Origin of the sequence: Geitlerinema sp. PCC 9228, assembly GCF_001870905.1 — a bacterium.
In the GTDB taxonomy this organism is placed as follows: Bacteria; Cyanobacteriota; Cyanobacteriia; order Cyanobacteriales; family PCC-9228; genus PCC-9228.
The window spans coordinates 2,733-24,457 of the sequence record NZ_LNDC01000129.1 but is presented as its reverse complement, the minus strand read 5'-3'; the positions used below and the strand labels follow the sequence as shown (position 1 = coordinate 24,457).

The window sequence follows — 21,725 nt, the reverse complement described above, 5'->3', positions numbered from 1 at the left end:
ACTACTGCAAACGGTAACGGGAGAATTGGCACTGGCGCTTAAAGGACAATCGCGGGTCAGGCATTCCGCACAGTTGGCTTGGCGGATCGTTTGTTCGGCAGATACTTGTTCGACTGATGCAACCATGGGTATTTCCTCAAAAAGTGAAACAAAAATCAATATAAAACGCTCTTTCTGTAGCCAAATATCCTATACCCACAGGCATAAGCCTAATTTCTTGCGGACAAACAGTTACAAACAAGGACATTTGACTGTCAGAGAGGTTGAAGAAAACAAGGATAGCAACGAAGAGAAATTATTTTCTTTCCCGAATTTCGTTTCCCTCGCTTGCTTTTCTTTATATTATTGATTGTAGGTATTGCTGCCTTTAATGTCAAGGGGTTTTGAAAAAATTCTGTTATTCTTGTATCTTTTTGCTAAAAAATTGCATTTATTTGCAAACTTGCTAAAGTATTTCATGAGTTTTTGCTAAAAAATTGCATTTAGCGGTGGGGCCATTCCCCTCTCGCTTATGAGTTATTGCTAAAATTTCCCATCTTCACCCACTTTCCAACATCCCCAGCGATCGCTATACAATGGATACCATCGGCAAGCCATCAACGAATTGGGAGAGAGAAACCTTGGTCAAAATCGTCCGACGGCAATCCCTGGGAGTCCAAAACGTCTACGACATCGGCGTAGAGAAAGACCATAACTTCCTACTGGCGAGTGGGGAAATAGCCTCGAATTGCTTCAACAAATCCCACTCCATGGCCTATGGATACGTCACCTATCAGACCGCCTATCTCAAAGCCAACTATCCCATCGAATACATGGCGGCTTTGCTAACCGCCAACAGCGACAACCAGGATAAAGTCCAACGCTACATCGCCACCTGCTTAAACATGGGGATAGCCGTAGAACCCCCAGACATCAACCGGTCTGGCGTAGACTTTACCCCCCTATCCGGTAAAATTCTGTTTGGACTAAACGCCGTCCGCAACGTCGGTCATGCGGCGATTTTGTGCATTTTAGAATCCAGAGAAAAAGATGGTCCTTTTCAAAATTTAGCCGATTTGTGCGATCGCGTGGACCTGCGAACCGTCAACCGCCGCGCCTTGGAATCCCTCATCCAATGCGGTGCCATGGATTGTTTAAACAGCAACCGCCACCAACTGCTGGAAGATTTGGGATATGTTATAGACTGGGCCCATACGCGCGCGAAAGACCGTGCCAGCGGTCAAGGAAGTATTTTCGACCTATTTGGCGATTCCCAAGAGGAACAACCCCAGAAAAAAGGCTTGGAACAGGCACCCAAAGCACCCGAAGTTGCCGATTTCACGCCGCAAGAGAAACTACGCCTGGAAAAAGACCTGTTAGGATTCTATATTTCCGACCATCCCCTCAAATCCGCCATGCAATCGTCGCGGCTGTTAGGACCAACCAATCTCAGCGATTTGGAACAACAGCCAGAAGAGGCGGCCATTAGTGCCATTGTCATGCTTAGCAGCATCAAACCCATTACCACCAAAAAAGGCGATCGCATGGCCATTATCCAAATTGAAGACCTCACCGGCAAAGCAGAAGGCGTGGTCTTTCCCAAAACCTACGAACGGGTACAATCTTTCCTCAATACCGACGATTCCCTCATGGTTTGGGGGAAAATCGACCGCCGAGACGATCGCACTCAGCTAATTATCGAAGATGTGGAACCCATTGAAAAAGTTAAGATGTTGATGGTGGAACTGAACCCATTACAAGCTGGGGATATGCAAGAACAACACCGCCTGCGCACCATTTTGCAGGAATATCGCGGCGAAAAAGAGCAAGCCAAAATCCCCGTAGTCGCCGTCGTTTCCGCCAACAACCAACGTCAGTTCGTCCGTTTTGGCAGCCAATATCAAGTGAGTTCGGGAGAATCAGCTGCACGCGCGTTAGAATCGGCTGGATTTCCCGCACGCCTGCAGCCTCTAATTTCCAACTAAAGAAAATTCAAAACGCCCACGCTCCCATGCTTCTATATATTACCGCGATCGCCCCACAAAAATATCCCGCACTCGCACTGGTACGCAAGCGTGGGTCATTTGCGCAATTTGAATGGGTTCGCCTTTGCCACACATATTGGTACCGCACTGCATGCGTTCGGAAGCGGGTCCAATGGCATCCACTTGATTCCAAAATTCCGTTGTGGTGGCGCTGTAGGTAACATTTTTTAACATGCCAACCACTTTGCCATTTTTTACCTGCCAAAACGCATCGCCGCCAAATTGGAAATTGCGCCGTTGCTGGTCGATGGAAAAACTGCCAATGCCGTCGATGAGGATGCCATCTTCCGTATCCGCGATCGCTTGTTCTAAGGTAGCGGTATGGGAACCCCCTTCCGGACCCGGTTCCAATCCCAAATTGGGAATGCGGACCATGGGAACGCTGGACCAACTATCCGCATAAGCACAGCCGTTGCTGCTTTCCCTTCCCAGGCGATAGGCGGTTTCCCGGTCGGTGAGATAATCGACCAACATACCATCCTTGACAACGTACCACTGTTGTGCTGGTACCCCTTCATCGTCGTAGCCAACGGTACTGCGACCGCCTGGTTGCGTGCGATCGGCGATAAAATTGACCCAAGGTGCAGCATATTGCAAGGTATGTAATTGGTCGGTGGTGGCAAAGCTGGTACCGGCGAAGTTGGCTTCGTAGCCGTAAACGCGATCGAGTTCTGTGGGATGTCCGACGGATTCGTGGATGGTGAGGAATAAATTGGTGGGTTTGAGGATTAAATCGCAGCGTTGGTCGCTTGGTCCTTCTGGCGCGTGTACTTTTTCAATGGCTTCTTGCGCCACCCGGTCTACATTGGCCAGCAAATCCTCTGGCTGTACGTGTTCGTATCCCAAATTCAGGGGTTGGCGGTCGTAGCTGCGCGTTTGCGCGTCGCCGTTGGCAATGGTGGTACAGCTAAATCCGGGGTAGGTTCGGGTGATGGTTTGCTGGATGAGGGAACCTTCGGTGGAGGCAAAGGTTTTTTCTTCCCGGGTAAATTGCAGAAATGAATGCGCTTTTTTGACGCCGCGATCGCTATATTTCAGCAATCCTTCGTTAATTTGTAATAGTAGCTGTGCTTTGTCGCTAACGGGAACGTTAAAGGGGTCGATGGCGATGGGAGTTACGTAGCTATCCCGATAAGCTGGTACGGGAACCAAACGAACTGGTTCCTGTTGCGTTAGCCGGCTACCTTTGGCAATTGCGATCGCTAAATTAACGGTTTGGGTAATGGCTTCTGGGGTTTGGTGGTGGCTGGCGGCAAATCCCCAAGCGCCTTGATACAGAACGCGAACCCCAAATCCAGAACTGACGCTATCGGCAAGATTGGTTAAAGAACGGTCCCTCGCTTCTAGAGTCTGGCGGCGGTAGGAGGCAACACGAATTTCGCCGTATTCGCATCCCAACTGCCGCATCAAGTCCACGGCGAGGGTGGCGAGTTCCGGTGGGGAGGTTTTGGTGGCGACTTGTACCATAGGTTTTTTTTCGTGGGGATAGATTGCTAATATAGGTAGATATTTTATATCTTTACCCAAATTTGCAATTTTTCGCCACCACCGGTTGCCTCCGGTAACAAGTAAAAATTTGTAACAACTGCTTAAAATAGAAGCAAGAAGCAACTGTTTTTCTAGGTTCTGTATGTACCTAACTTGGCTTGATAGCAACTCTTGGCTGTTGGAACTGTCTGGCAAGCGGATTTTGCTGGACCCTTGGTTGGTCGGTCCTTTGGTGTTTGGCAACCTTCCGTGGTTGTTTAAAGGAACCCGCCGCCAGCCGCGACCGATTCCCGATGGTATCGATTTGATTCTACTTTCCCAAGGATTGGAAGACCACGCGCATCCGCCGACGTTGAAAGAACTCGATCGTAATATTCCGGTGGTGGCTTCCGAAAATGCGACCAAGGTGGTTCGGGAGTTGGGGTACAAGCAAATTAAAACGCTGGAACACGGACAAAGCTATACGTTGAACAATACGGTGGAAATTCGTGCTGTTCCCGGTTCTCCCATTGGTCCTATGTTAGTAGAAAATGGGTATCTGCTGCGGGAGGTGCAAACAGGCGTTAAACTGTATTACGAACCCCACGGCTATCACGATGAGTCCCTGAAGGAATTTGCGCCGGTGGATGTGGTGGTAACGCCGGTGGTGAATTTATCGATTCCGATTTTGGGACCGGTGATTAAGGGAATGGAAAGTACGGTGAAAGCGGCGGAACTGTTGCAACCGCAGGTGATTTTGCCAACGGCTGCCGGTGGCGATATTGATTTTCAAGGTGCGTTAATGTCGGTATTGCGTGCTCAAGGATCGGCTGCTGATGTGCGATCGCTTTTGGCACAGAAAAATTTTACCACCAAGGTCATCGAACCGAAACCGGGGACCAAATTTGAAGTTCCGTTGGAAAAACCACCAGCCAATCCCGTATCGTAGTTGGTAGGATTTCTAGAGAGGTTTCGAGATACAATAGAGAAGATTTTCTGCCTCGCTGGTTGAATTGATTGCTGTCAAGATTGTTGTCAAGGAAACGCATTCATGGATTTACAAAATATTCGCGATCGCATTCAAACTATTGAAAGCAAACGGGAATGTCTGGTTCAGCTTTTGGAAAGACCCGATTTGGGAACTTTACGCATTGACGTCAACCAGGCATTGGAAGAAATGGACGATTTGTTGGAAGAGTTAAATCGTACTTTCCCACAAGACCAACAAGGGGAAAACAATTAATTTCCAATTCGTTAATTTCCTCTCCTTTCCGGGAAGTTCCGAAATAAAGAAACCACCAACATCACCTCAACTGATTCCCTCTTGATAGTAGGGATTTCGTATGGGGGAGAAAAAGGCAGTTTGAACATCGATTTTGGGGGCGAACCATCAACATTCGCCCCTATATTTTCAGAAATGCCAGCTATTCTTGTCCCGCCATTTCCATAAGAATGCGTTGGGAAGAACGTTCTTCCTCGTCACTTTCCGGACGCCGCTGGATGTAGCTGCCATCCGGTTGCAACTCCCAAGCTTGCCGGTTGTCAGAAAGCATAATTCCCAGGATTTCTTGCAGTTGTTTTTTGATATTGGGGTCTTCCACGGGGGTAACGCATTCTACGCGGCGATTTAAATTGCGCGGCATCCAATCAGCACTACCAATGTAAACTTCTTCGTTGCCGCCGTTGTGGAAGTAGAAAATGCGGGAATGTTCCAACAAACGTCCGACGATGCTGATAACTTTGATGTTATCGCTAATGCCTTCCAAACCGGGTCGCAGGCAGCAAATTCCGCGGACAATGAGGTCAATTTGAACGCCAGCTTGGGAAGCTTCGTACAGGCGGGAAATGATTTTGGCATCTACCAAAGCATTCATTTTGGCCACAATACGACCGACGCCTCCCTGGCGGCAATGTTCGATTTCCCGTTCGATCGCCTCTTGAAAGCGATCGCGCATGTTGACTGGCGCTACCAGCAATTTACGATAGGAACGCTGCCGGGAATAGCCAGTTAGATAGTTAAATAAATCGGTTAAATCGGCACCCAAATCTTCGCGACAGCTTAACAAGCCTAAATCAGTATAGAGGGTAGCAGTTTTGGGATTGTAATTTCCCGTACCAATATGAACGTAGCGGCGAATTTGTTTGTTTTCCTGGCGGACCACCATAGCCACTTTGGTGTGGGTTTTCAATCCCACCAATCCATAGACCACGTGAACGCCAGACTTTTCCAATTGCCGCGCCCAATTGATATTATTTTCTTCATCAAAACGTGCTTTTAACTCTACCAAAACTGCCACTTGTTTGCCATTTTCAGCCGCAGAAATTAACGCCTGAACGATGGGAGAATCCCCCGAAGTTCGGTACAAAGTCATCTTAATTGCTAGAACGTTGGGATCGGCGGCAGCTTGGGTAATAAATCGCTGTACCGTTGTGGTAAATGGATTGTAGGGGTGGTGAACCAAAACATCGCCGCGATCGCGAATTTCGCCAAAAATATCCTTCCCTTGCGTTACATCCTGCTGGGTAGGTGCATTTTCCAATTCCCCTGAAGAAAGCAACCGCGGTGGTGTCGCTGGATACCAAGGAGGGTCTTTCAACTCTGGCAAAGGCAATTTGAGAAAATCCATCAAATCCACCAGCGACAGCAACCCTTCCACCTCGTAAACATCCTTTTCTGCCAATCCCAACTCTTTCATCAGGGTACTGCGTATAGCTTCTGGCATGGTAGATTGCAATTCCAAACGCACCACATCCCCCCCCAAACGGCGTTTGCGCAATCCCTGTTCGATGGCAGCTAGCAGGTCGTCAGCTTCTTGTTCCTGCAGGTAAATATCCCCATCGCGGGTCACTCGAAAAGGATGGTATTCTTGAATATTCATCCCCGGGAATAACGCTTCCAAATTGTGAGCAATAACCTGTTCTAAAGGAACCCCCATCCATTGGCTATTGTTTTGATATAAATTTTCCGGTAAAGGCACAAAACGGGGTAAAACTTTGGGAACTTTGACCCTAGCAAAAGACTCCTTATTGGTTTCCGGGTCTTTAACAACCACCGCCAAATTTAAACTGAGATTGGAAATAAAAGGAAAAGGGTGACCGGGGTCTACCGCCAGAGGAGTTAGAACGGGAAAAACTTGCTCTTCAAAATATTGTTGTAAATAAGTACGTTGTTCCTGGTTGAGGTCAATGTAATCGAGCAAATGAATTCCCGCCTCTGCCATTTGCGGCCGCAAATCCTGTTGGAAATGCTGGTGCTGTTGCTGCACCATACTGTAGAGGCGATTGCGAATATCTAAAAGTTGCTGTTCTGGCGTGCGACCGTCAGGGGTTAGTTTGGAAACACCGGCTTCCACTTGTTCTTTTAAACCGGCAATCCGAACCATAAAAAATTCGTCTAAATTAGAACTAAAAATAGCAGAGAACTTGAGCCTTTCTAACAAAGGCGTTCGAGGATCTAGAGATTCCGCCAGGACGCGATAGTTAAACTCCAACCAACTGAGTTCGCGGTTGAAGTAATATTGCGGGTCGCGCAAATTGAGAACTTCTAGAGTTTCGGTTTGGTTGCTGGCGTTTTTTTTATCGGCTTTTTTGGTCATGGCTGTCTGTGGGACTCCATTGGTCTACAAATGAGCGATCGCAGAAACTGCAAATTCGGTGTCAGTACTATAAAATTCAGCCGGAAAAAAGAAGAGATTTTGCCGGTTGGGCGATCGCAGGTGGCTGCAAAAAACAGCTGCCAACGCTCAACCGAGAGCGCTGCCGTGGCTTTTGGTTTGCTAGTATCGATCCGTGGTATGGTTGGCGGTAGTACCGCAGACACCAAGGGTCCTTCGGCGCAATTGTATCGAAACTTCACCTTAAAAACGTAGTCAGTTCGTTAAGACTGAGGCTAGTCAGCTACCTAAAGCTGGAGGCATGAACCCCCCCCGTGCTTCAGCCGGGGGTGCTGACGGACTCTCGAGTTCAAAAAATCTTCAAAAAATCAAAACAGCGTCGTTGGCAAAAGGTTCAGGGAGGTAGTGCATGCAGGTGTATTTCATTCGTCACGGGATCGCCGTCGAACGCCAGCCAGGAATCGACGAAAACGAACGATGGCTTACAGACAAAGGCATCAAACGCACGCAGAAGGTAGCCAAACGCCTAGCCGAAAGCGATTGCCAGTTCGATTGTATCTTAACCAGTCCCCTAGTGCGGGCCAAACAAACCGCAGAAATTCTGCAAGAAGCCAAACTAGGCAAACCCATGTTAGAGTTTGCGCCTCTCGCGCCTGGTGGTAACATAAGCGCATGGATTCAGTGGCTATCGGAGGAAGAAGGGAAAGACGTTCAAAGCATTGCTTTGGTCGGACACGAACCAGACTTGGGACACTGGGCCGAACAGATAATTTGGGGACAAGTACAAGATAAATTGGTACTAAAAAAAGCCGGTGTCATTGGGGTTTCCGTGGAGAATCGCGTTTCTCCCCTCGGTCAAGGCACAATGTTTCTGTTAGTTCCACCGAAATTTCTACTATGACCACAACTTGTGAATATAAACCAGGACTCGATGGGATTACCGCTGCCTATTCTGGCATTTCCAGTGTCAATGGCAAAGAGGGATTGCTGGAGTATCGCGGCATTCCCATTGAAGAACTCGCCGAGAAAAGCCATTTTTTGGAGACGGCTTATTTATTGATTTGGGGTTACCTACCGCAAGCAGACGATTTGGAAGCGTTTGAAGCGGAAGTACGGGAACACCGCCGGATTAAATACCGCATTCGGGATATGATGAAATGTTTCCCCGAATCTGGCCATCCCATGGATGCGTTGCAAACTTCGGCAGCGGCTTTGGGATTGTTTTATTCCCGGCGGGTTTTGGACGACCCCAGCTATATCCGTGCGGCGGTGGTACGATTGTTGGCCAAAATTCCCACCATGGTAGCAGCCTTTCAGCTACTACGCCACGGCAACGATTCCATTCAACCGCGCGACGACCTCAGCTATGCGGCGAATTTTTTGTACATGCTGACCGAAAAGGAACCCGACGAACTGTCGGCGCGGGTGTTTGATGTGTGTTTGATGTTGCATGCCGAACATGGGATGAACGCCTCTACCTTTTCGGCACGGGTAACGGCTTCCACACTGACCGACCCCTATGCGGTGATTGCTTCAGCGGTGGGAACGCTAGCCGGTCCTTTGCATGGCGGGGCCAATGAAGAAGTTTTGGCGATGCTGGAAAGGATTGGTTCGGTGGAGAATGTCCGTCCGTTTGTGGAAGAGTGTATTGCCAAAAAATCGAAAATTATGGGGTTTGGTCACCGGGTGTACAAGGTGAAAGACCCCCGGGCCAAAATTTTGCAAAAGCTGGCAGAGCAAGTGTTTGAGAAGTTTGGTGCCGATCGCTACTACGAAATTGCTTTAGAAATGGAAAAAGTGGTGGCCGAGAAGCTGGGCCAAAAAGGGATTCATCCCAATGTTGACTTTTATTCCGGTTTGGTGTATAGGAAGCTCGGGATTCCCCAGGATTTGTTTACGCCAATTTTTGCGATCGCGCGGACGGCGGGTTGGCTGGCCCACTGGCGGGAACAGCTTGGGGAGAACCGCATTTACCGGCCCACGCAAATTTACGTCGGCAAGCGCAACCAGCCATATTTGCCTCTAGAGGAGAGAAGTTTGTAGCTGTTTCTGGTTCCCAGGGAGTGAAAAAAAAGTTTACAATGCAGGCGCATCCCTTTGAATTTCCTAATTTTTCTGCGATCGCTGCCCCGATGGAGTGCCTCATAAGGGACAAGGGGATCGATCGATAATCAATCTCTATCGTTGTCCCCTAGGAAGACACTTTCCGAAAACGCTAAATTATGTAGAAAATACCTAAGGAAAACCAACTCCCCCGGCGTTGGTATCGCTAAAACCGCACCCAAAAGCGATCGTAAAACGTCTGCAAGTAGAATCCCCTGCATGCGGTTATCAGAGCGAACCGTGTCCTCCCTCCATCGGAAGGCAGCAGCACATTGTTCGCCGGTCTTGTTTGGCCGTGGTTCTCCATTGCCTCAGGTATTTCGATCTACCTGCGGGAAAGTTTGCAATTTTCTCAATTCGCCTATTAGATAAAATAGAAGGATCTGCTTGAGAGCGAGCAATTTTTATGAATTCAGGAATCGACCTTAGAGAAAGTTTCATTCAATTTGTGGAAAGCTTCGGCATCCCATCAGGCACGGCCAAAGTCATGTGGATGCCGTTTCCCATGTTGCTGTTGGTAATAGCAGCAACCCTAGGCGTTTTGGTGGTTGTGTGGCAAGAACGGAAAGTTTCCGCCACAGTCCAGCAGCGTTACGGTCCCGAATATGCAGGACCATTGGGAATGTTGCAGTCTTTGGCAGATGGATTGAAACTGGTAGTCAAAGAAGACATCGTTCCCGCCAAAGCCGATGCCTTGCTCTTTACCCTGGGACCGATTATCGTCATTCTGCCGGTGTTCGTCTCCTACATGTTCGTTCCCTTCGGGGAAAACTTAATTCTCTCCAACATCGGCGTTGCCATTTTTCTGTGGATTGCCCTCTCTAGCTTGCAACCCATCGGCTTGCTGATGTCTGGGTATGCATCCAACAACAAATACGCTTTGCTAGGGGGTTTGCGCGCAACCGCCCAATCCATTAGCTACGAAATTCCCCTGGCTTTGGCTGTGCTAGCCATTGCCATGATGAGCAACAGTCTCAGCACCCTAGACATTGTAGAGCAGCAAGCCGGCTACGGCATTCTCAGTTGGAACGTTTGGCGGCAACCCGTCGGGTTCATCATCTTCTGGATTGCCGTTTTAGCAGAATGCGAACGCTTGCCCTTTGACTTACCAGAAGCGGAAGAAGAACTGGTCGCCGGCTACCAAACCGAATACGCAGGAATGCGTTTTGCGCTGTACTACCTCGCTTCCTACGTCAACTTAATTTTATCTTCGCTACTGGTCGCGGTTCTCTACTTCGGTGGTTGGGAATTCTTCGTACCGGTCGAAAGTATTGCCGGATGGATTGGGGTCAGCGAAACCTCGCCGTTTTTCCAAATCTTCTCTGGCATCCTCGGCGTCACTATGGTCCTGCTGAAAGCCTTCTTCTTTATCTTTCTGGCCTTGCTCCTACGTTGGACCGTTCCCCGGGTCCGCATCGACCAACTGCTCGATTTGGGTTGGAAATTCCTCCTTCCCATTGCTCTGGTTAACTTGCTACTCACCGCTGGCTTGAAATTAGCCTTTCCCGTAGCCTTCGGCGGGTAGTTTTTGCCCTATTTCCGATTGTAAACACAATTGCCAGAGGATGACATTATGCTAAAGTTCCTCAAACAAGTTGGCGACTACACCAAAGGCGCTTTTCAGTCTGCCAAATACATCGGTCAAGGTTTGTCGGTAACCTTCGACCACATGGGAAGGCGTTCGGTAAGCGTACAATATCCCTATGAAAAGGTGATTCCTTCCGAACGCTATCGGGGACGCATTCACTTTGAATTTGACAAATGCATTTCTTGCGAAGTTTGCGTCCGCGTTTGTCCGATTAACTTGCCGGTAGTTGACTGGGAGTTCAATCGGGAAACCAAGAAAAAGAAACTGCTACACTACAGCATCGACTTCGGCGTTTGCATTTTCTGCGGCAACTGCGTGGAATACTGCCCCACCAATTGCCTTTCCATGACCGAAGAATACGAACTGGCAGCTTACGATCGCCACGAACTGAACTACGATAGCGTGGCTTTGGGTCGCCTGCCTTACAAGGTAACCGATGACCCCATGGTAACGCCGATCAAAGAATTGGCTTACCTACCCAAAGGGGAAACAGACGGACACAACGTCTCTTTGGAAAAACCCAGAGCTGGTTCCCGTCCAGAATATATTCTGGAACAAATGGAACAGCAAGAAGAGGAAACCTCTGCAAGTTCCGATTCTAGCAACGAAACGAACTAAAGAAGATGGTAGCTTGAGCTATCTAGTTCGTTAGATGTTGCTACCATTCGCTACGTCCTTCGCCCCTATGGTTGGTATCCTATACCCAGGCGAAGGACGATTTCCGTCCGCGTAACGCAAGTTTGTAAGGAGAGGAGATACGGTGACTATAGCCGAAGGGGTTCAACTGGTTGCTTTTGCCCTGCTAACTTTCATGATTATCGGTTCGGCCATTGGTGTGGTCTTGCTGGAGAATATTGTCTATTCCGGCTTTTTGCTAGGTGGCGTTTTGGTCAGCATGGCGGGGATGTACCTGTTGCTGAATGCTGATTTTGTGGCTGCTGCTCAATTGTTGGTGTATGTGGGGGCAGTCAACGTTTTGATTATTTACGCCATTATGCTGGTAAACAAGCGGGAAAGTTTTCCGCCGCTGACCCGGGGATGGATTCGTCCTGTTTCCACGGCGGCGGTCAGTTTGGGCTTGTTTGCTCTGCTGGCGACTACGATTCTATCCACTCCTTGGACCATTTCCAGTGCCCCGGTGGCGGTTAATTCTGCAGTGACCATTGGTAAGCATTTCTTTAGCGATTTCTTGCTGCCTTTTGAATTGGCTTCCGTGTTACTGTTAATTGCTATGGTGGGGGCGATTATTATTGCCCGTCGTGATTTTATTCCCGAACAAAAACCGGCTGCAGGGGAAACCGATGTGTACACATTGCCGGAACGGCCGCGGGAGTTGGTAGGCAGTGCTGCTGAAAGTACGCCGACTCAGGAATAGCCTGGAAATGAGTTGATTTTGTTGTTTGCAAGCGAAGACCCATTATGGAACTGCAACTGGAATATTTCTTGCTGATTGCTGCGGCTTTATTTTGCATTGGTATTTACGGTCTGATTACCAGCCGCAATGCTGTTCGGGTGTTGATGTCCATCGAACTTTTGTTGAATTCTGTAAATTTAAATTTGATGGCGTTTTCCAATTTTATTGACCCCGAGGGCATTAAAGGTCAGGTGTTTACGGTTTTCGTGATTACGGTGGCTGCCGCCGAAGCGGCTGTGGGGTTGGCGATTGTCTTGGCGATTTATCGCAGCCGCAATACCATTGATATGGAGCAGTTTAATCTGTTGAAGTGGTAACCACCTCTAGCTGTCAGCTATCGGCTTGCTGGGAACCATCCAGGAAAACGATACAATAGAACCGCAAGCTGGTAGCTGCTGGCTTGCTCTTTTTTGTTGTTGCATTTGGTGGCAAGACTGGCGATATTGTGGAATTAAATCAGGTTATTATTGCCCATAAAGCAGGAGACGAGGAAAGCCAAAAGTCGGCGCAAAAGTGTGCGCGGGAACTGGAAGAGTTGGGCTGTCATGTTTTAATGGGTCCTAGTGGTCCTAAAGATAATCCCTATCCAGTTTTTTTGGCTTCGGCGACGCAAAAAATCGATTTGGCGGTGGTGTTGGGGGGAGATGGTTCGGCGTTGGCGGCTGCCCGTCAGTTGGCGGCGGAAGATGTTCCGATTTTGGCGGTGAATGTGGGGGGTCATCTGGGATTTTTGACGGAACCGGTGGATGTTTTTCAGGATACGCAAAAGGTTTGGGAACGGTTGGCGAGCGATCGCTATGCGGTTCAACGACGCATGATGCTACAAGCGAGGGTCTTTGAAGGCGATGGCCACAATCAAGAACCAATAAGCGATCGCTTTTTTTGCTTGAATGAGATGTGCGTGAAACCTGCGTCTGTCGATCGCATTCCCACGGCGGTTTTGGAAATGGAAGTAGACAGCCAGGTGGTGGACCAATATCAGGGAGATGGGTTGATTGTTTCCACACCCACTGGATCTACGGGGTATACGGCTTCGGCTAACGGACCGATTATGCATCCTGGGATGGATGCGATCGCGGTAACGCCCATTTGTCCTTTGAGTTTGTCCAGTCGAACGATTATCTTACCTGCTGGGTCTGTGGTAAGTATTTGGCCGTTGGGCGATTACGAAACCAATATGAAATTGTGGTCCGATGGGGTGTTGGCTACATCTATGTTACCAGGACAGCGACTAGATGTTTGCATGGCGAACTACCAAGCCAAGTTTATTATCCTGCGAGAAAATTATTCCTACTATCAAATCTTGCACGACAAATTGCAATGGGCAGGTGCTCGCTTTCGCTACCAAAACGGTCGCAAGGGATAGTTTGTTGTTATTTTGTTGGTATTTTGTACAAACAAAATACTATTTTGGCGCTGCCTAGATGTTTGAGCGAAAGAACTTTAAACGAACTTTCCCCGACATCAAGCTACCAGCAAAAAATTTTACTTTTTGCCTAATTCTATAAAGTTTTCGCCAATGAAGTTATTTTTATAATAGGATAGGCGAAGGATTTTGTCAATCTTTTGCTATGATACCAACACAATGGGCAACAGAGCGATTGTATATTGCTGGTGCCGTGCCCAAGGACCTATCGGATTTACAAGATATTTTGGAAAAGTGCCACTACATTGCTGGGTGGGAAGGTCGTTTGGGGGAATCAACGGCAGGAGTCATGGAACGAATGCTGCGCGATGGGGATTTGCCGCCGGGTGGCAGGTGGGAAAATTATTTCTTGCAGACAGTGAGAAGCAAAACCAGCGACCAACCTATAGCTTGGTTGGATTTGTATTTCGGTTATCCTACGGCGGAAACTGTTTGGTGGGGAACGCTGGAAGTTCATCCCCACTGGCAAAGACGAGGATACGGTGGAGAGATTGAGGCTGGTGTGGTTGCCAATCTCGATCGCGATCGCTATCGTCAAATACGAGTGAAAGTAGCTTTGAAAAACTGGCCGGCGATTCGGTTTTGGTGGCGTCGGGGATACGACCGGATAGTTGGCTACCACGGCGATCGCGTTTTTGATGAAAATTGTTATGCTTTTTTGGTGTTGGAAAAGTGTTTGTCGGGGTGAAGTGCTTACTCAGAAGCGATATTGAAGGTTGTGGTTTTCATGGTAAGGGCTACAATATAAGAAATTGCGCTGGACGAAGTTGATGGAACCGATGTGCGATCGGATTCGATTTGATTTGGTTGGTGGCGGCTGAAAGGTATTGGTGGCGATACGGCATTTTCTGGTTGAGGTGCGACGATGGGTGGGTGTTTGAAATTGACGGTCGGAAAAATGCAGCTGAATCTCCCATGGGGTCTGGTTTGGAACCTTCTCACTGGTGTTCGGTCACCGTCGCAGTTTCTGGAAAGCTTGCTGTGTCTAAGTTTTGGCGATTTTGGCTGGCGGGGGTCTTCCCTTTTGAAATACTAAAATTGAATTCAATGTCGCAATCGAACCTGGAAAACTACAGATCGCAAGGCTTTGAGGCGATCGCGGTCGAAATTCCTCTTAAACCCTCTAAGGGATGGAAACCTCCAAGTAGCGCTCGATAGATTGAACGCAAATGTCGAAATTCCTCTTAAACCCTCTAAGGGATGGAAACGCAAATCTTCCCAGCGTATTTCCTCTACCGAAAAGTCGAAATTCCTCTTAAACCCTCTAAGGGATGGAAACTTTAAATACAAATTTTGATTGCTTAAAACAAGGACATGTTCTAAAAAAATATTTTAAAATAGCGATAATATTGTTTGGAAAAAATAGAAGCAAAATTCCCATTAGGAAAGGATAAGATTTTGGGATAGATGATGTCAGTTGCCATTTTGCCTGGCAGGGAATTGCATTTAAGCAGACTAATCGTTCCCCGGTATAAGTTTTACAATTTCAATCAAATTCCAAAAAATTGGCGGTTTGGGGGACTGTTTTAGTTGAAAATAAATGTCAATAAAATACGGAGTTGCGTCTTTTCAGCCAATAGGCTAAAATATTAAAACCATCTAAATGGTATAACATGGGTTTTTGTTGTCAAAATTACCCCCAACGGCGAATTCTGAGCTTCAAAGTCCCATATTGGCGTTCGACAACTCCGCGATCGCTGCTTCCCAATTCTTCGGGTGTAGTCAAAAACCTCTTCGCCGGTAGCTTGACAAAAATCCATTTTTTTTGATAAAGGGCACCCAACAAAAAAGAATAAACGGAACAGTAGCTGTCCGTTTGGAAAAATTTTTAAAAACCAAATGCAATAGGATTGATTGAGTCTACAACCCCTAATCTGTCTCGATCCAAGCGCGAATCGTACTAGTAGGAATATCCACCAAAGGATGGGAAAAAATTGCCTTTAAGGTTTTCTCGCCGCCGACTTGTAATGCCCGGCGCAAGCGACGTTTTAGGCGCGGATTGTTTTGAATCGCACGTTCCAAAGCCGCCTCTACCGCTTCGTGGTAGGGATTCGATTCGGTAATTTGTTCGATTTGCTGCTGCACTTCCCTCTGCAAATCCTCATTGGTATCGCCGGTGGGAATACTGCTGACATCGGCAATGGCAGCACTGTCTTGACTGCTTTGGGCATCCCAGTTACTGCCCCCGTTTTGACCGAAACTTTGCACCGTATTAACCAAATCGATGCCCGTTGTCTGACGCAACTGTTCCATAAACGAGGCTAGCTTAGTGGCACTGCTGCCGCCTCCCGGATCGACCACTGTGACTTTTTCCACATCCACATCGGGAATGGTTCCCACCAGATTTTGTAGCAGGGGTTCCAACTTCTGGAATAGAAAAATTTCCCGGGCATTTTCCCCGGCAGCTTTCCAAGATTCTGCCAACTGGCGAATCCCCTCCGCTTGGGCTTTGCCATCTTCTATAATACTAGCTGCTTGCCCTTTGGCATCGGCTTGGGCGCGTTTGCATTCTGCTTCGGCAGGGGCAACCACATCTGCTTGTAGCTGCTGTTCCACCTGTTTGCGGCGTTCTCGCTGTACCGCCAGTTCTGCTTGAGTTCGCGCCACTTCGGCGGCAATTTCCGATTCCGCTTCGGCGATGCCGGCTTCCCGTTGGGTGAGGGCGTTTTGCAAGCGGCGTTCGGCTTCTGCCCGCGCCATCTCGATTTGTGCTTCGATTTTGCGCAGGGAAGTATTTTTGTTGTTCTCGGTAGACTGCAAAGCCGATTCTGTCTTGGTATTGGCTTCGGCAATGCGGGCATCGCGCATCAAATCTGCTCGTTGTTTGCGTCCGATGGAATTTAAATAATTGACTTCATCGGAAATATTCTGAATTTGCAGGTTATCCAATACTAACCCCAGGCGTTCCAAGTCTTCTTCGGCTTCTTCCAACAAGCTTCTGGCAAATGCCATCTTATCTTCGTTCACTTGTTCTGGGGTTAAACTTGCCAAAACGCCCCGCAAATTTCCTTCTAAAGTTTCTTGCGCAATTTTTTCGATTTCTTCGCGACTTTTGTCCAGCAATCGTTCGATGGCATTGTGGATGGTGGGTTCTTCTCCGGCTACTTTGATATTAGCTACCCCGTCAACTTTTAGAGGAATGCCCCCTTTGGAATAGGCATTGGTGACCTTTAACTCGATAATCATGTTGGTCAGTTCCATGCGGAAGACTTTTTCTAGTAGGGGTTTGCGAATGCTGCTACCACCTTTGACCAAGCGATACCCAATGCGTTGGCGTTCGGCGATGGAATGGCGGGTACCGGCAAAAATCAAAATTTCGCTGGGTTGGCAGATGTAGTATAGGTTTTTAATTACCAAAACAATGCTGCCGCTTGCCCCAAAGAGGATTAGTAGGACGAGGAAAAATAAGTTCATGACGGTTCCGACTCCTCTGCTTTATTGCCGTTGTTTTGTGCTTTATTTGTTTGCGATGCGGGAATCCCTGATAGTTGAATGCCTAAGGTTTTTTCCGATTGTTCTAAGAATTGGCGCACCATTTCGGGATAGGCGTTTAGGAGGGAAGCGATCGCTTTGCCATCGCCGTTGTCGATTACATCCACACGCTTCATGTGTAGGCGACCGGGAACTTTGCCCGCTTCCCGCAAAATGGTTTCCATTTGTTGCACCAGAAACAGTTGGGACGCATCGACGCCAGTTTCTTGCCAGACTTGTGCTAGCATTTCGTTGATTTGAGCAGATGCTTTAGCGTTTTCCGCCAGTTTGGCAGCTTCTCCTTTGGCTTGCAATTCTTGTGCTTGTTGCTGCGCTTGGGCGGGCAATACTTGTTCGACTTCCAAACGTGCTTGCTCTAGTTCCGAGCGCGCTGCCTGAAGTTCCTGTTGTGCTCGGGCTCTGGCTTCTTCAGCCGCATTTTGCGTGCGTTCTTCTTCAATGCGTGCTTGTTTTTCTACTTCTGCTTTAATGCGTCGCAGTTCGTTTTCTTTTTCTTGTACGGAGGTACGGCTTTGGGTTTGTGCCACTTCCGATTGGCGGTTGCAGTCGGATTCTACCTGTTCCGCTTCGGCAATGGCGTTGGATTCGGCAATTTCCGCATCGCGGATGATGTTGGCAATTTGACGCCGACCGATGGAGTTGAGGTAATCCACTTCGTCGGAAACGCTTTGAATTTTCAGGGTATCTAGCTGCAAGCCGAGTTTGGCGAGGTCGTTGCTGACGTCGTTGGAAATGCGTTCGGCAAATTGCAACCGGTCTTCGTTGAGTTGTTCGGGGGTGAGGGTAGCAACGACGCCTCGCAGATTTCCCTCTAGGGTTTCCCTAGCAACGCGGGCAATTTCTTGACGATCGCGTTCTAAAAATCGTTCGATGGCATTACCTACCAAAGACCAATCCCGAGAAATTTTGACGTTGGCGATCGCTTGAATGTTCAGCGGTGTTCCCCCTTTGGCATAGGCGTTGGTCACTTCGATGGAAACTGGCATGGTGGTCAAATCCATGGTTTTCACGGTTTCCAAAATGGGAATGTGCCAAGTGCGACCACCGTCAATCACCCGATAACCGACAGTTTGGCCGTCTTCGCGTTTGTATTTGCGACCGGAGATAATTAAAATTTTATTGGGATCGCAAATTTGGACTACTGCATTGACCAACCACACGGTAACGATGGCAGCAAAAATTAAAATCGCGATCGCGACGCTGCCAGCAGCTGACTGACTGTTGTTGGTTTGCGCCAGCAGAGGTTTTGCCGGCAAAACTTCCGCCACCTCTACCTTGGTTACTTGAGTTTCATTTCTCCAAAAATTTTTCATAGTTCAACTTCCCAATTTTTCCAAATCAGAAAAATTTTTCAGGGGTTATTTTGTAAAGGATTTTTATTGCCTTCCAACGTATCGACAGTAACGACCCAAACGCGGTTATTTTCCATACCCACAACCAACACTTGGTCGCCGCGTTGGAAGCCAGCAGACTCTTCGGTATAAGCGGAATAATCCACCATCGACCCTTTGACATTCAGCCGAATTTTGCCGCGGCTGTTGGCGTCAAAGGGAATTTCTACCCTGCCGACCAATCCCACCAAATCGTCGGAATGCACCACACTGTTGGTTTGGTTGCCGCCTAAAATGCGCAGCGACCAAGCCATCATGGAACCGCAAACAACGCCAATGGCAACGGCAATGGTGTTAACCAACCAGCGTGCCATATTGGGTTCTAAAAGTTCTAAAATAATCCCCGTTAAGCCAAAGAAACAAACAGCAAACGTCCAAAATTTAAAACTGAAGAAAGGCAACCAAAAACGACGGCGTTTTTGGGGGGCAAACAAACGGCGGTTTTGATTTTCAGAATTTTTGCCGGCATGGGTGCCAAAATCCACGTCGTCTACATCGGTATCGGCATCGAAATCGGCATCGGCATCGGCATCCATGTCAAAATCGAAGTCGAAGCCTTCCAAGCCACCAAAGGCAGATAGCGCAACAAAGATGCCACCAACGACAAAACAAACGATATATACAAGCATTTTACCGGGTCAAACTTTTGCAAAAGGTTTGGCAAAGGGGCGTTTTGGGGGGGGATGGAAGCTTGGCAAAAACCAGGAAAGCGATCGCGTTGCGTTCGGTCGATCCCACTCGTTGAATTGAAAAGATCGTAACTGGCGATCTCCCAAGCGCCAGGAATCAATTGCTCTCTTATTTTGGCAGAGAATGCCAGCCATGCCAACGTTCGTAAAGAATTTGTAAAGAAGCTTTCCCCCAAGCGGATAGATTACTGTTAGGAAACTTCATGAAAAAAGCGATCGCCCCCTCAAGCGATCGCTTCTCACGAATCAACGGTATGATTGTTTACAATTTCATCCAATCCGTATGGAACGTTCCCTCTTTATCCACTCTTTGGTAGGTATGGGCACCAAAATAATCCCGTTGCGCCTGGGTGAGATTTTGCGGCAACCTCGCACGTCGGTAACTATCAAAATAATCCAAAGAAGCACTAAAAGCCGGCACTGGAATTCCCAATTGATTTGCCGTTGCCAGTACATCCCGCCAAGCCTGCTGGCGCTGCAGAATAGTTTCTTTAAATTCCGGCGCTAGCAACAAATTCGGCAAATCGGGATTGTCTTGATAGGCGCGTTTAATCTTATCCAAAAATCCCGCCCGAATAATACAACCACCTTTCCAAATCCTTGCCGTTTCGCTGAGATTGAGATTATATTCAAACTCCTTAGAAGCAGCCGCCAACAAAGCCATTCCTTGGGCATAAGAACAAATTTTAGAACAGTACAAAGCATCCCGGACCTTGTTGGTAAATTCCTTCACATTGCCTTCGTATTTTCCGGTTGCATCCGATAGTTCCTTCGCCGCTGCCACTCGTTCTTCCTTAAAAGAAGACGTAATGCGTGCATTCACCGCCGCCGTAATAGTAGGAATAGGAATCCCCATTTCCAAAGCATTCACCACCGTCCAACGACCCGTTCCTTTTTGACCGGCAGCATCCAAAATTTTCTCCACCAAAGGTTCTTTGGTTTCCGGGTCCATTTTCGTAAAAATATCCGCCGTAATTTCAATCAAAAACGAATTTAATTCTTCCGTTTGGTTCCACTCTTGGAACACCTCGTGGAGTTGTTGGTAGTTCAACCCCGCGCCATTTTTCAGCAAATCGTAGGCTTCGGCAATTAACTGCATATCCCCATACTCAATGCCATTGTGAACCATTTTCACGTAATGACCGGAACCACGGGGTCCAATATAAGTAACGCAGGGTCCGTCATCTACTTGGGCAGCAATTTTGGTTACAATGGGTTCAATAGCCTCGTAAGCTGCTTTGCTTCCCCCAGGCATCAAGCTAGGGCCGTGTAAGGCACCTTCTTCGCCACCACTTACGCCCATGCCGATAAATCGTAGGTTTTCGGCTTCTAACTCGTTAACGCGACGTTCCGTATCCTCGTAGAGGGAGTTGCCGCCGTCGATAATCATATCGCCAGGTTCTAGCAGAGGTTTGAGTTGTTCGATGACTTTATCCACCGGAGAACCCGCTTTCACCATGATTAGGATTTTGCGCGGACGTTCCAAAGACCCCACAAATTCTTCGAGGGAATAGGTGGGTTTGACTTGCTTGCCTTGGGCGCGATTTTCCATGAAAGCGTCGGTTTTGGCCTGGGTACGATTGTACACGGCTACAGAATAACCGCGACTTTCTACGTTTAAAGCCAGGTTTTCCCCCATAACGGCTAGGCCAATCAGACCAAATTGTTGCTGGGACATAAACTTTTATGCTGAATACAGTAGGGTGCATTGGTTTCTAGCCTAGCTCGATCGACGGGAGAACCTGTGAAAAAAGATATAAAGATTCCCCTGTCAAAGGAACGCAGATGGGGAAAACCGGCAGCCAACAACCACAGATTGACTTTTAACGAAACCATATTTCCCGTAAAGTGGAAATTGAGGTTTTAGGGTACATTTCAGGAGGAACTTGAGATATGTTGGCTTATCTTCTGGCGATCGCGTTAGGTTTGACAAGTTTGGCAGCCTATCTGGCAGCTTTCTTTTTCCCCCAACTCCACCGCAAGCCGGATTTTATCTGGAGTGGTGTGGGATTGTTTTATGCTGTGGTTTTGTGGTTTGCTGCCGGTCAAATGACGGGTACAGTATTATTGGGACAAACGGCAGCAATTGCTTTGATTGGCTGGTTGGGTTGGCAAATTGTGGTTCTCAGAAGGCAGCTGAGTATGGTTCCCGAAACCGCATCCACTTCCCAAACTGAGGAAACCACAACTACCTCTTCCCAGACGGAAACAGAAACGCAGACGCTAACGGAATCCGAAACCCCAACTGTAGAAGACACGAAATCAGAAAAGACGGCGCCAGAAACCAGTTTGCAACCGGAAACCACCCAGATTCAAACCGAAACCACTCCCACCCCAGAAACTTCTACCGAACAAACCACTACTGAGACAGAATCGGCGGCAGAAACGCCAGCAACAGAAGTGTCTCCAGAAGTAGAGGCAGAACCAGTAACGGAAACGACTAGCGAGTCGGCGGCTGAGTCGGAAGCGACGGCAGAAACAGCAACGGAAACACCAGAAGAAACGACTAGCGAGTCG

General features: G+C 48.1%; 19 protein-coding genes and 1 CRISPR repeat array. Of the genes, 13 read left to right on the top strand and 6 right to left on the bottom strand.

Features of this window, described 5'->3' with window-relative positions:
* The first annotated feature begins 620 nt into the window (after positions 1–620).
* Positions 621–1,964 carry an OB-fold nucleic acid binding domain-containing protein gene (locus AS151_RS13515; protein WP_071517585.1) on the top strand — a complete coding sequence of 448 codons (1,344 nt, stop codon included), beginning with the start codon at positions 621–623 and terminating at the stop codon, positions 1,962–1,964.
* A 39-nt stretch (positions 1,965–2,003) separates the two neighbouring features.
* Here AS151_RS13515 and AS151_RS13510 read toward each other — a convergent pair whose 3' ends face one another.
* On the bottom strand, positions 2,004–3,491 hold the full coding sequence (locus AS151_RS13510; protein ID WP_071517584.1) for a TldD/PmbA family protein: 1,488 nt from the start codon (positions 3,489–3,491) through the stop codon (positions 2,004–2,006).
* Between the two features lie 163 nt (positions 3,492–3,654).
* On the opposite strand from AS151_RS13510, the gene AS151_RS13505 reads away from it, so the two are divergent.
* Together AS151_RS13505 and AS151_RS13500 are read left to right on the top strand one after the other, a co-directional pair.
* Positions 3,655–4,440 (top strand): MBL fold metallo-hydrolase, encoded by a 786-nt coding sequence (locus AS151_RS13505; RefSeq protein ID WP_071517582.1) that lies wholly within the window; start codon positions 3,655–3,657, stop codon positions 4,438–4,440.
* 102 nt (positions 4,441–4,542) lie between these two features.
* Positions 4,543–4,734 (top strand): hypothetical protein, encoded by a 192-nt coding sequence (locus AS151_RS13500; RefSeq protein WP_071517581.1) that lies wholly within the window; start codon positions 4,543–4,545, stop codon positions 4,732–4,734.
* Between the two features lie 181 nt (positions 4,735–4,915).
* Here the strand turns inward: AS151_RS13500 and ppk1 are convergent, their stop codons facing one another.
* Complete coding sequence (gene ppk1 / locus AS151_RS13495; protein WP_071517580.1) at positions 4,916–7,087, bottom strand: polyphosphate kinase 1; 2,172 nt, start codon at positions 7,085–7,087, stop codon at positions 4,916–4,918.
* Positions 7,088–7,095: 8 nt separating this feature from the next.
* Here ppk1 and AS151_RS13490 point away from each other — a divergent pair, with 8 nt between their 5' ends.
* The 9 genes from AS151_RS13490 (at position 7,096) to AS151_RS13450 (ending at position 14,324) form a co-directional block, all read left to right on the top strand.
* A complete protein-coding gene (locus tag AS151_RS13490; RefSeq protein ID WP_139240656.1) occupies positions 7,096–7,299 on the top strand; it encodes a hypothetical protein in 204 nt (67 codons plus the stop codon).
* Between the two features lie 215 nt (positions 7,300–7,514).
* The gene (gene sixA / locus AS151_RS13485; RefSeq protein ID WP_071517578.1) at positions 7,515–8,006 is read left to right on the top strand and encodes a phosphohistidine phosphatase SixA; all 492 of its coding nucleotides are present in this window, start codon (positions 7,515–7,517) and stop codon (positions 8,004–8,006) included.
* A complete protein-coding gene (locus AS151_RS13480) occupies positions 8,003–9,148 on the top strand; it encodes a citrate synthase (protein WP_071517577.1) in 1,146 nt (381 codons plus the stop codon). The genes sixA and AS151_RS13480 overlap by 4 nt, the downstream gene beginning before the upstream one ends.
* 466 nt (positions 9,149–9,614) lie before the next feature.
* Positions 9,615–10,733, top strand: coding sequence for an NADH-quinone oxidoreductase subunit NuoH (nuoH, locus tag AS151_RS13475; protein ID WP_071517576.1), 1,119 nt, complete (start codon positions 9,615–9,617; stop codon positions 10,731–10,733).
* 48 nt (positions 10,734–10,781) lie between these two features.
* Entirely contained in the window at positions 10,782–11,414 is a 633-nt protein-coding gene (ndhI, locus tag AS151_RS13470; RefSeq protein ID WP_071517575.1) for an NAD(P)H-quinone oxidoreductase subunit I, read from the top strand.
* A 142-nt stretch (positions 11,415–11,556) separates the two neighbouring features.
* Positions 11,557–12,171, top strand: coding sequence for an NADH-quinone oxidoreductase subunit J (locus AS151_RS13465; protein WP_071517574.1), 615 nt, complete (start codon positions 11,557–11,559; stop codon positions 12,169–12,171).
* Positions 12,172–12,215: 44 nt separating this feature from the next.
* Positions 12,216–12,527, top strand: coding sequence for an NADH-quinone oxidoreductase subunit NuoK (nuoK, locus tag AS151_RS13460; protein ID WP_071517573.1), 312 nt, complete (start codon positions 12,216–12,218; stop codon positions 12,525–12,527).
* Positions 12,528–12,655: 128 nt separating this feature from the next.
* Positions 12,656–13,576, top strand: a complete 921-nt coding sequence (locus AS151_RS13455) for an NAD(+) kinase (protein WP_071517583.1) — start codon at positions 12,656–12,658, stop codon at positions 13,574–13,576.
* Between the two features lie 205 nt (positions 13,577–13,781).
* A complete protein-coding gene (locus AS151_RS13450) occupies positions 13,782–14,324 on the top strand; it encodes a GNAT family N-acetyltransferase (RefSeq protein WP_084639583.1) in 543 nt (180 codons plus the stop codon).
* A 413-nt stretch (positions 14,325–14,737) separates the two neighbouring features.
* Positions 14,738–14,915: a CRISPR direct-repeat array (repeat unit 37 nt; unit sequence GTCGAAATTCCTCTTAAACCCTCTAAGGGATGGAAAC).
* A 590-nt stretch (positions 14,916–15,505) separates the two neighbouring features.
* On the opposite strand, the gene AS151_RS13445 is transcribed toward AS151_RS13450, so the two are convergent.
* From AS151_RS13445 to gndA, 4 genes are all read right to left on the bottom strand, one after another.
* Entirely contained in the window at positions 15,506–17,050 is a 1,545-nt protein-coding gene (locus tag AS151_RS13445) for an SPFH domain-containing protein (RefSeq protein WP_071517571.1), read from the bottom strand.
* The gene (locus AS151_RS13440; RefSeq protein ID WP_071517570.1) at positions 17,047–18,441 is read right to left on the bottom strand and encodes an SPFH domain-containing protein; all 1,395 of its coding nucleotides are present in this window, start codon (positions 18,439–18,441) and stop codon (positions 17,047–17,049) included. The genes AS151_RS13445 and AS151_RS13440 overlap by 4 nt, the downstream gene beginning before the upstream one ends.
* A gap of 38 nt (positions 18,442–18,479) precedes the next feature.
* A complete protein-coding gene (locus AS151_RS13435; protein WP_071517569.1) occupies positions 18,480–19,148 on the bottom strand; it encodes an NfeD family protein in 669 nt (222 codons plus the stop codon).
* 322 nt (positions 19,149–19,470) lie between these two features.
* Positions 19,471–20,886 carry an NADP-dependent phosphogluconate dehydrogenase gene (gene gndA / locus AS151_RS13425; protein WP_071517567.1) on the bottom strand — a complete coding sequence of 472 codons (1,416 nt, stop codon included), beginning with the start codon at positions 20,884–20,886 and terminating at the stop codon, positions 19,471–19,473.
* 215 nt (positions 20,887–21,101) lie between these two features.
* Here gndA and AS151_RS22185 point away from each other — a divergent pair.
* On the top strand, positions 21,102–21,725 hold a 624-nt coding region (locus tag AS151_RS22185), incomplete at its 3' end, for a Ycf66 family protein (RefSeq protein ID WP_211517600.1).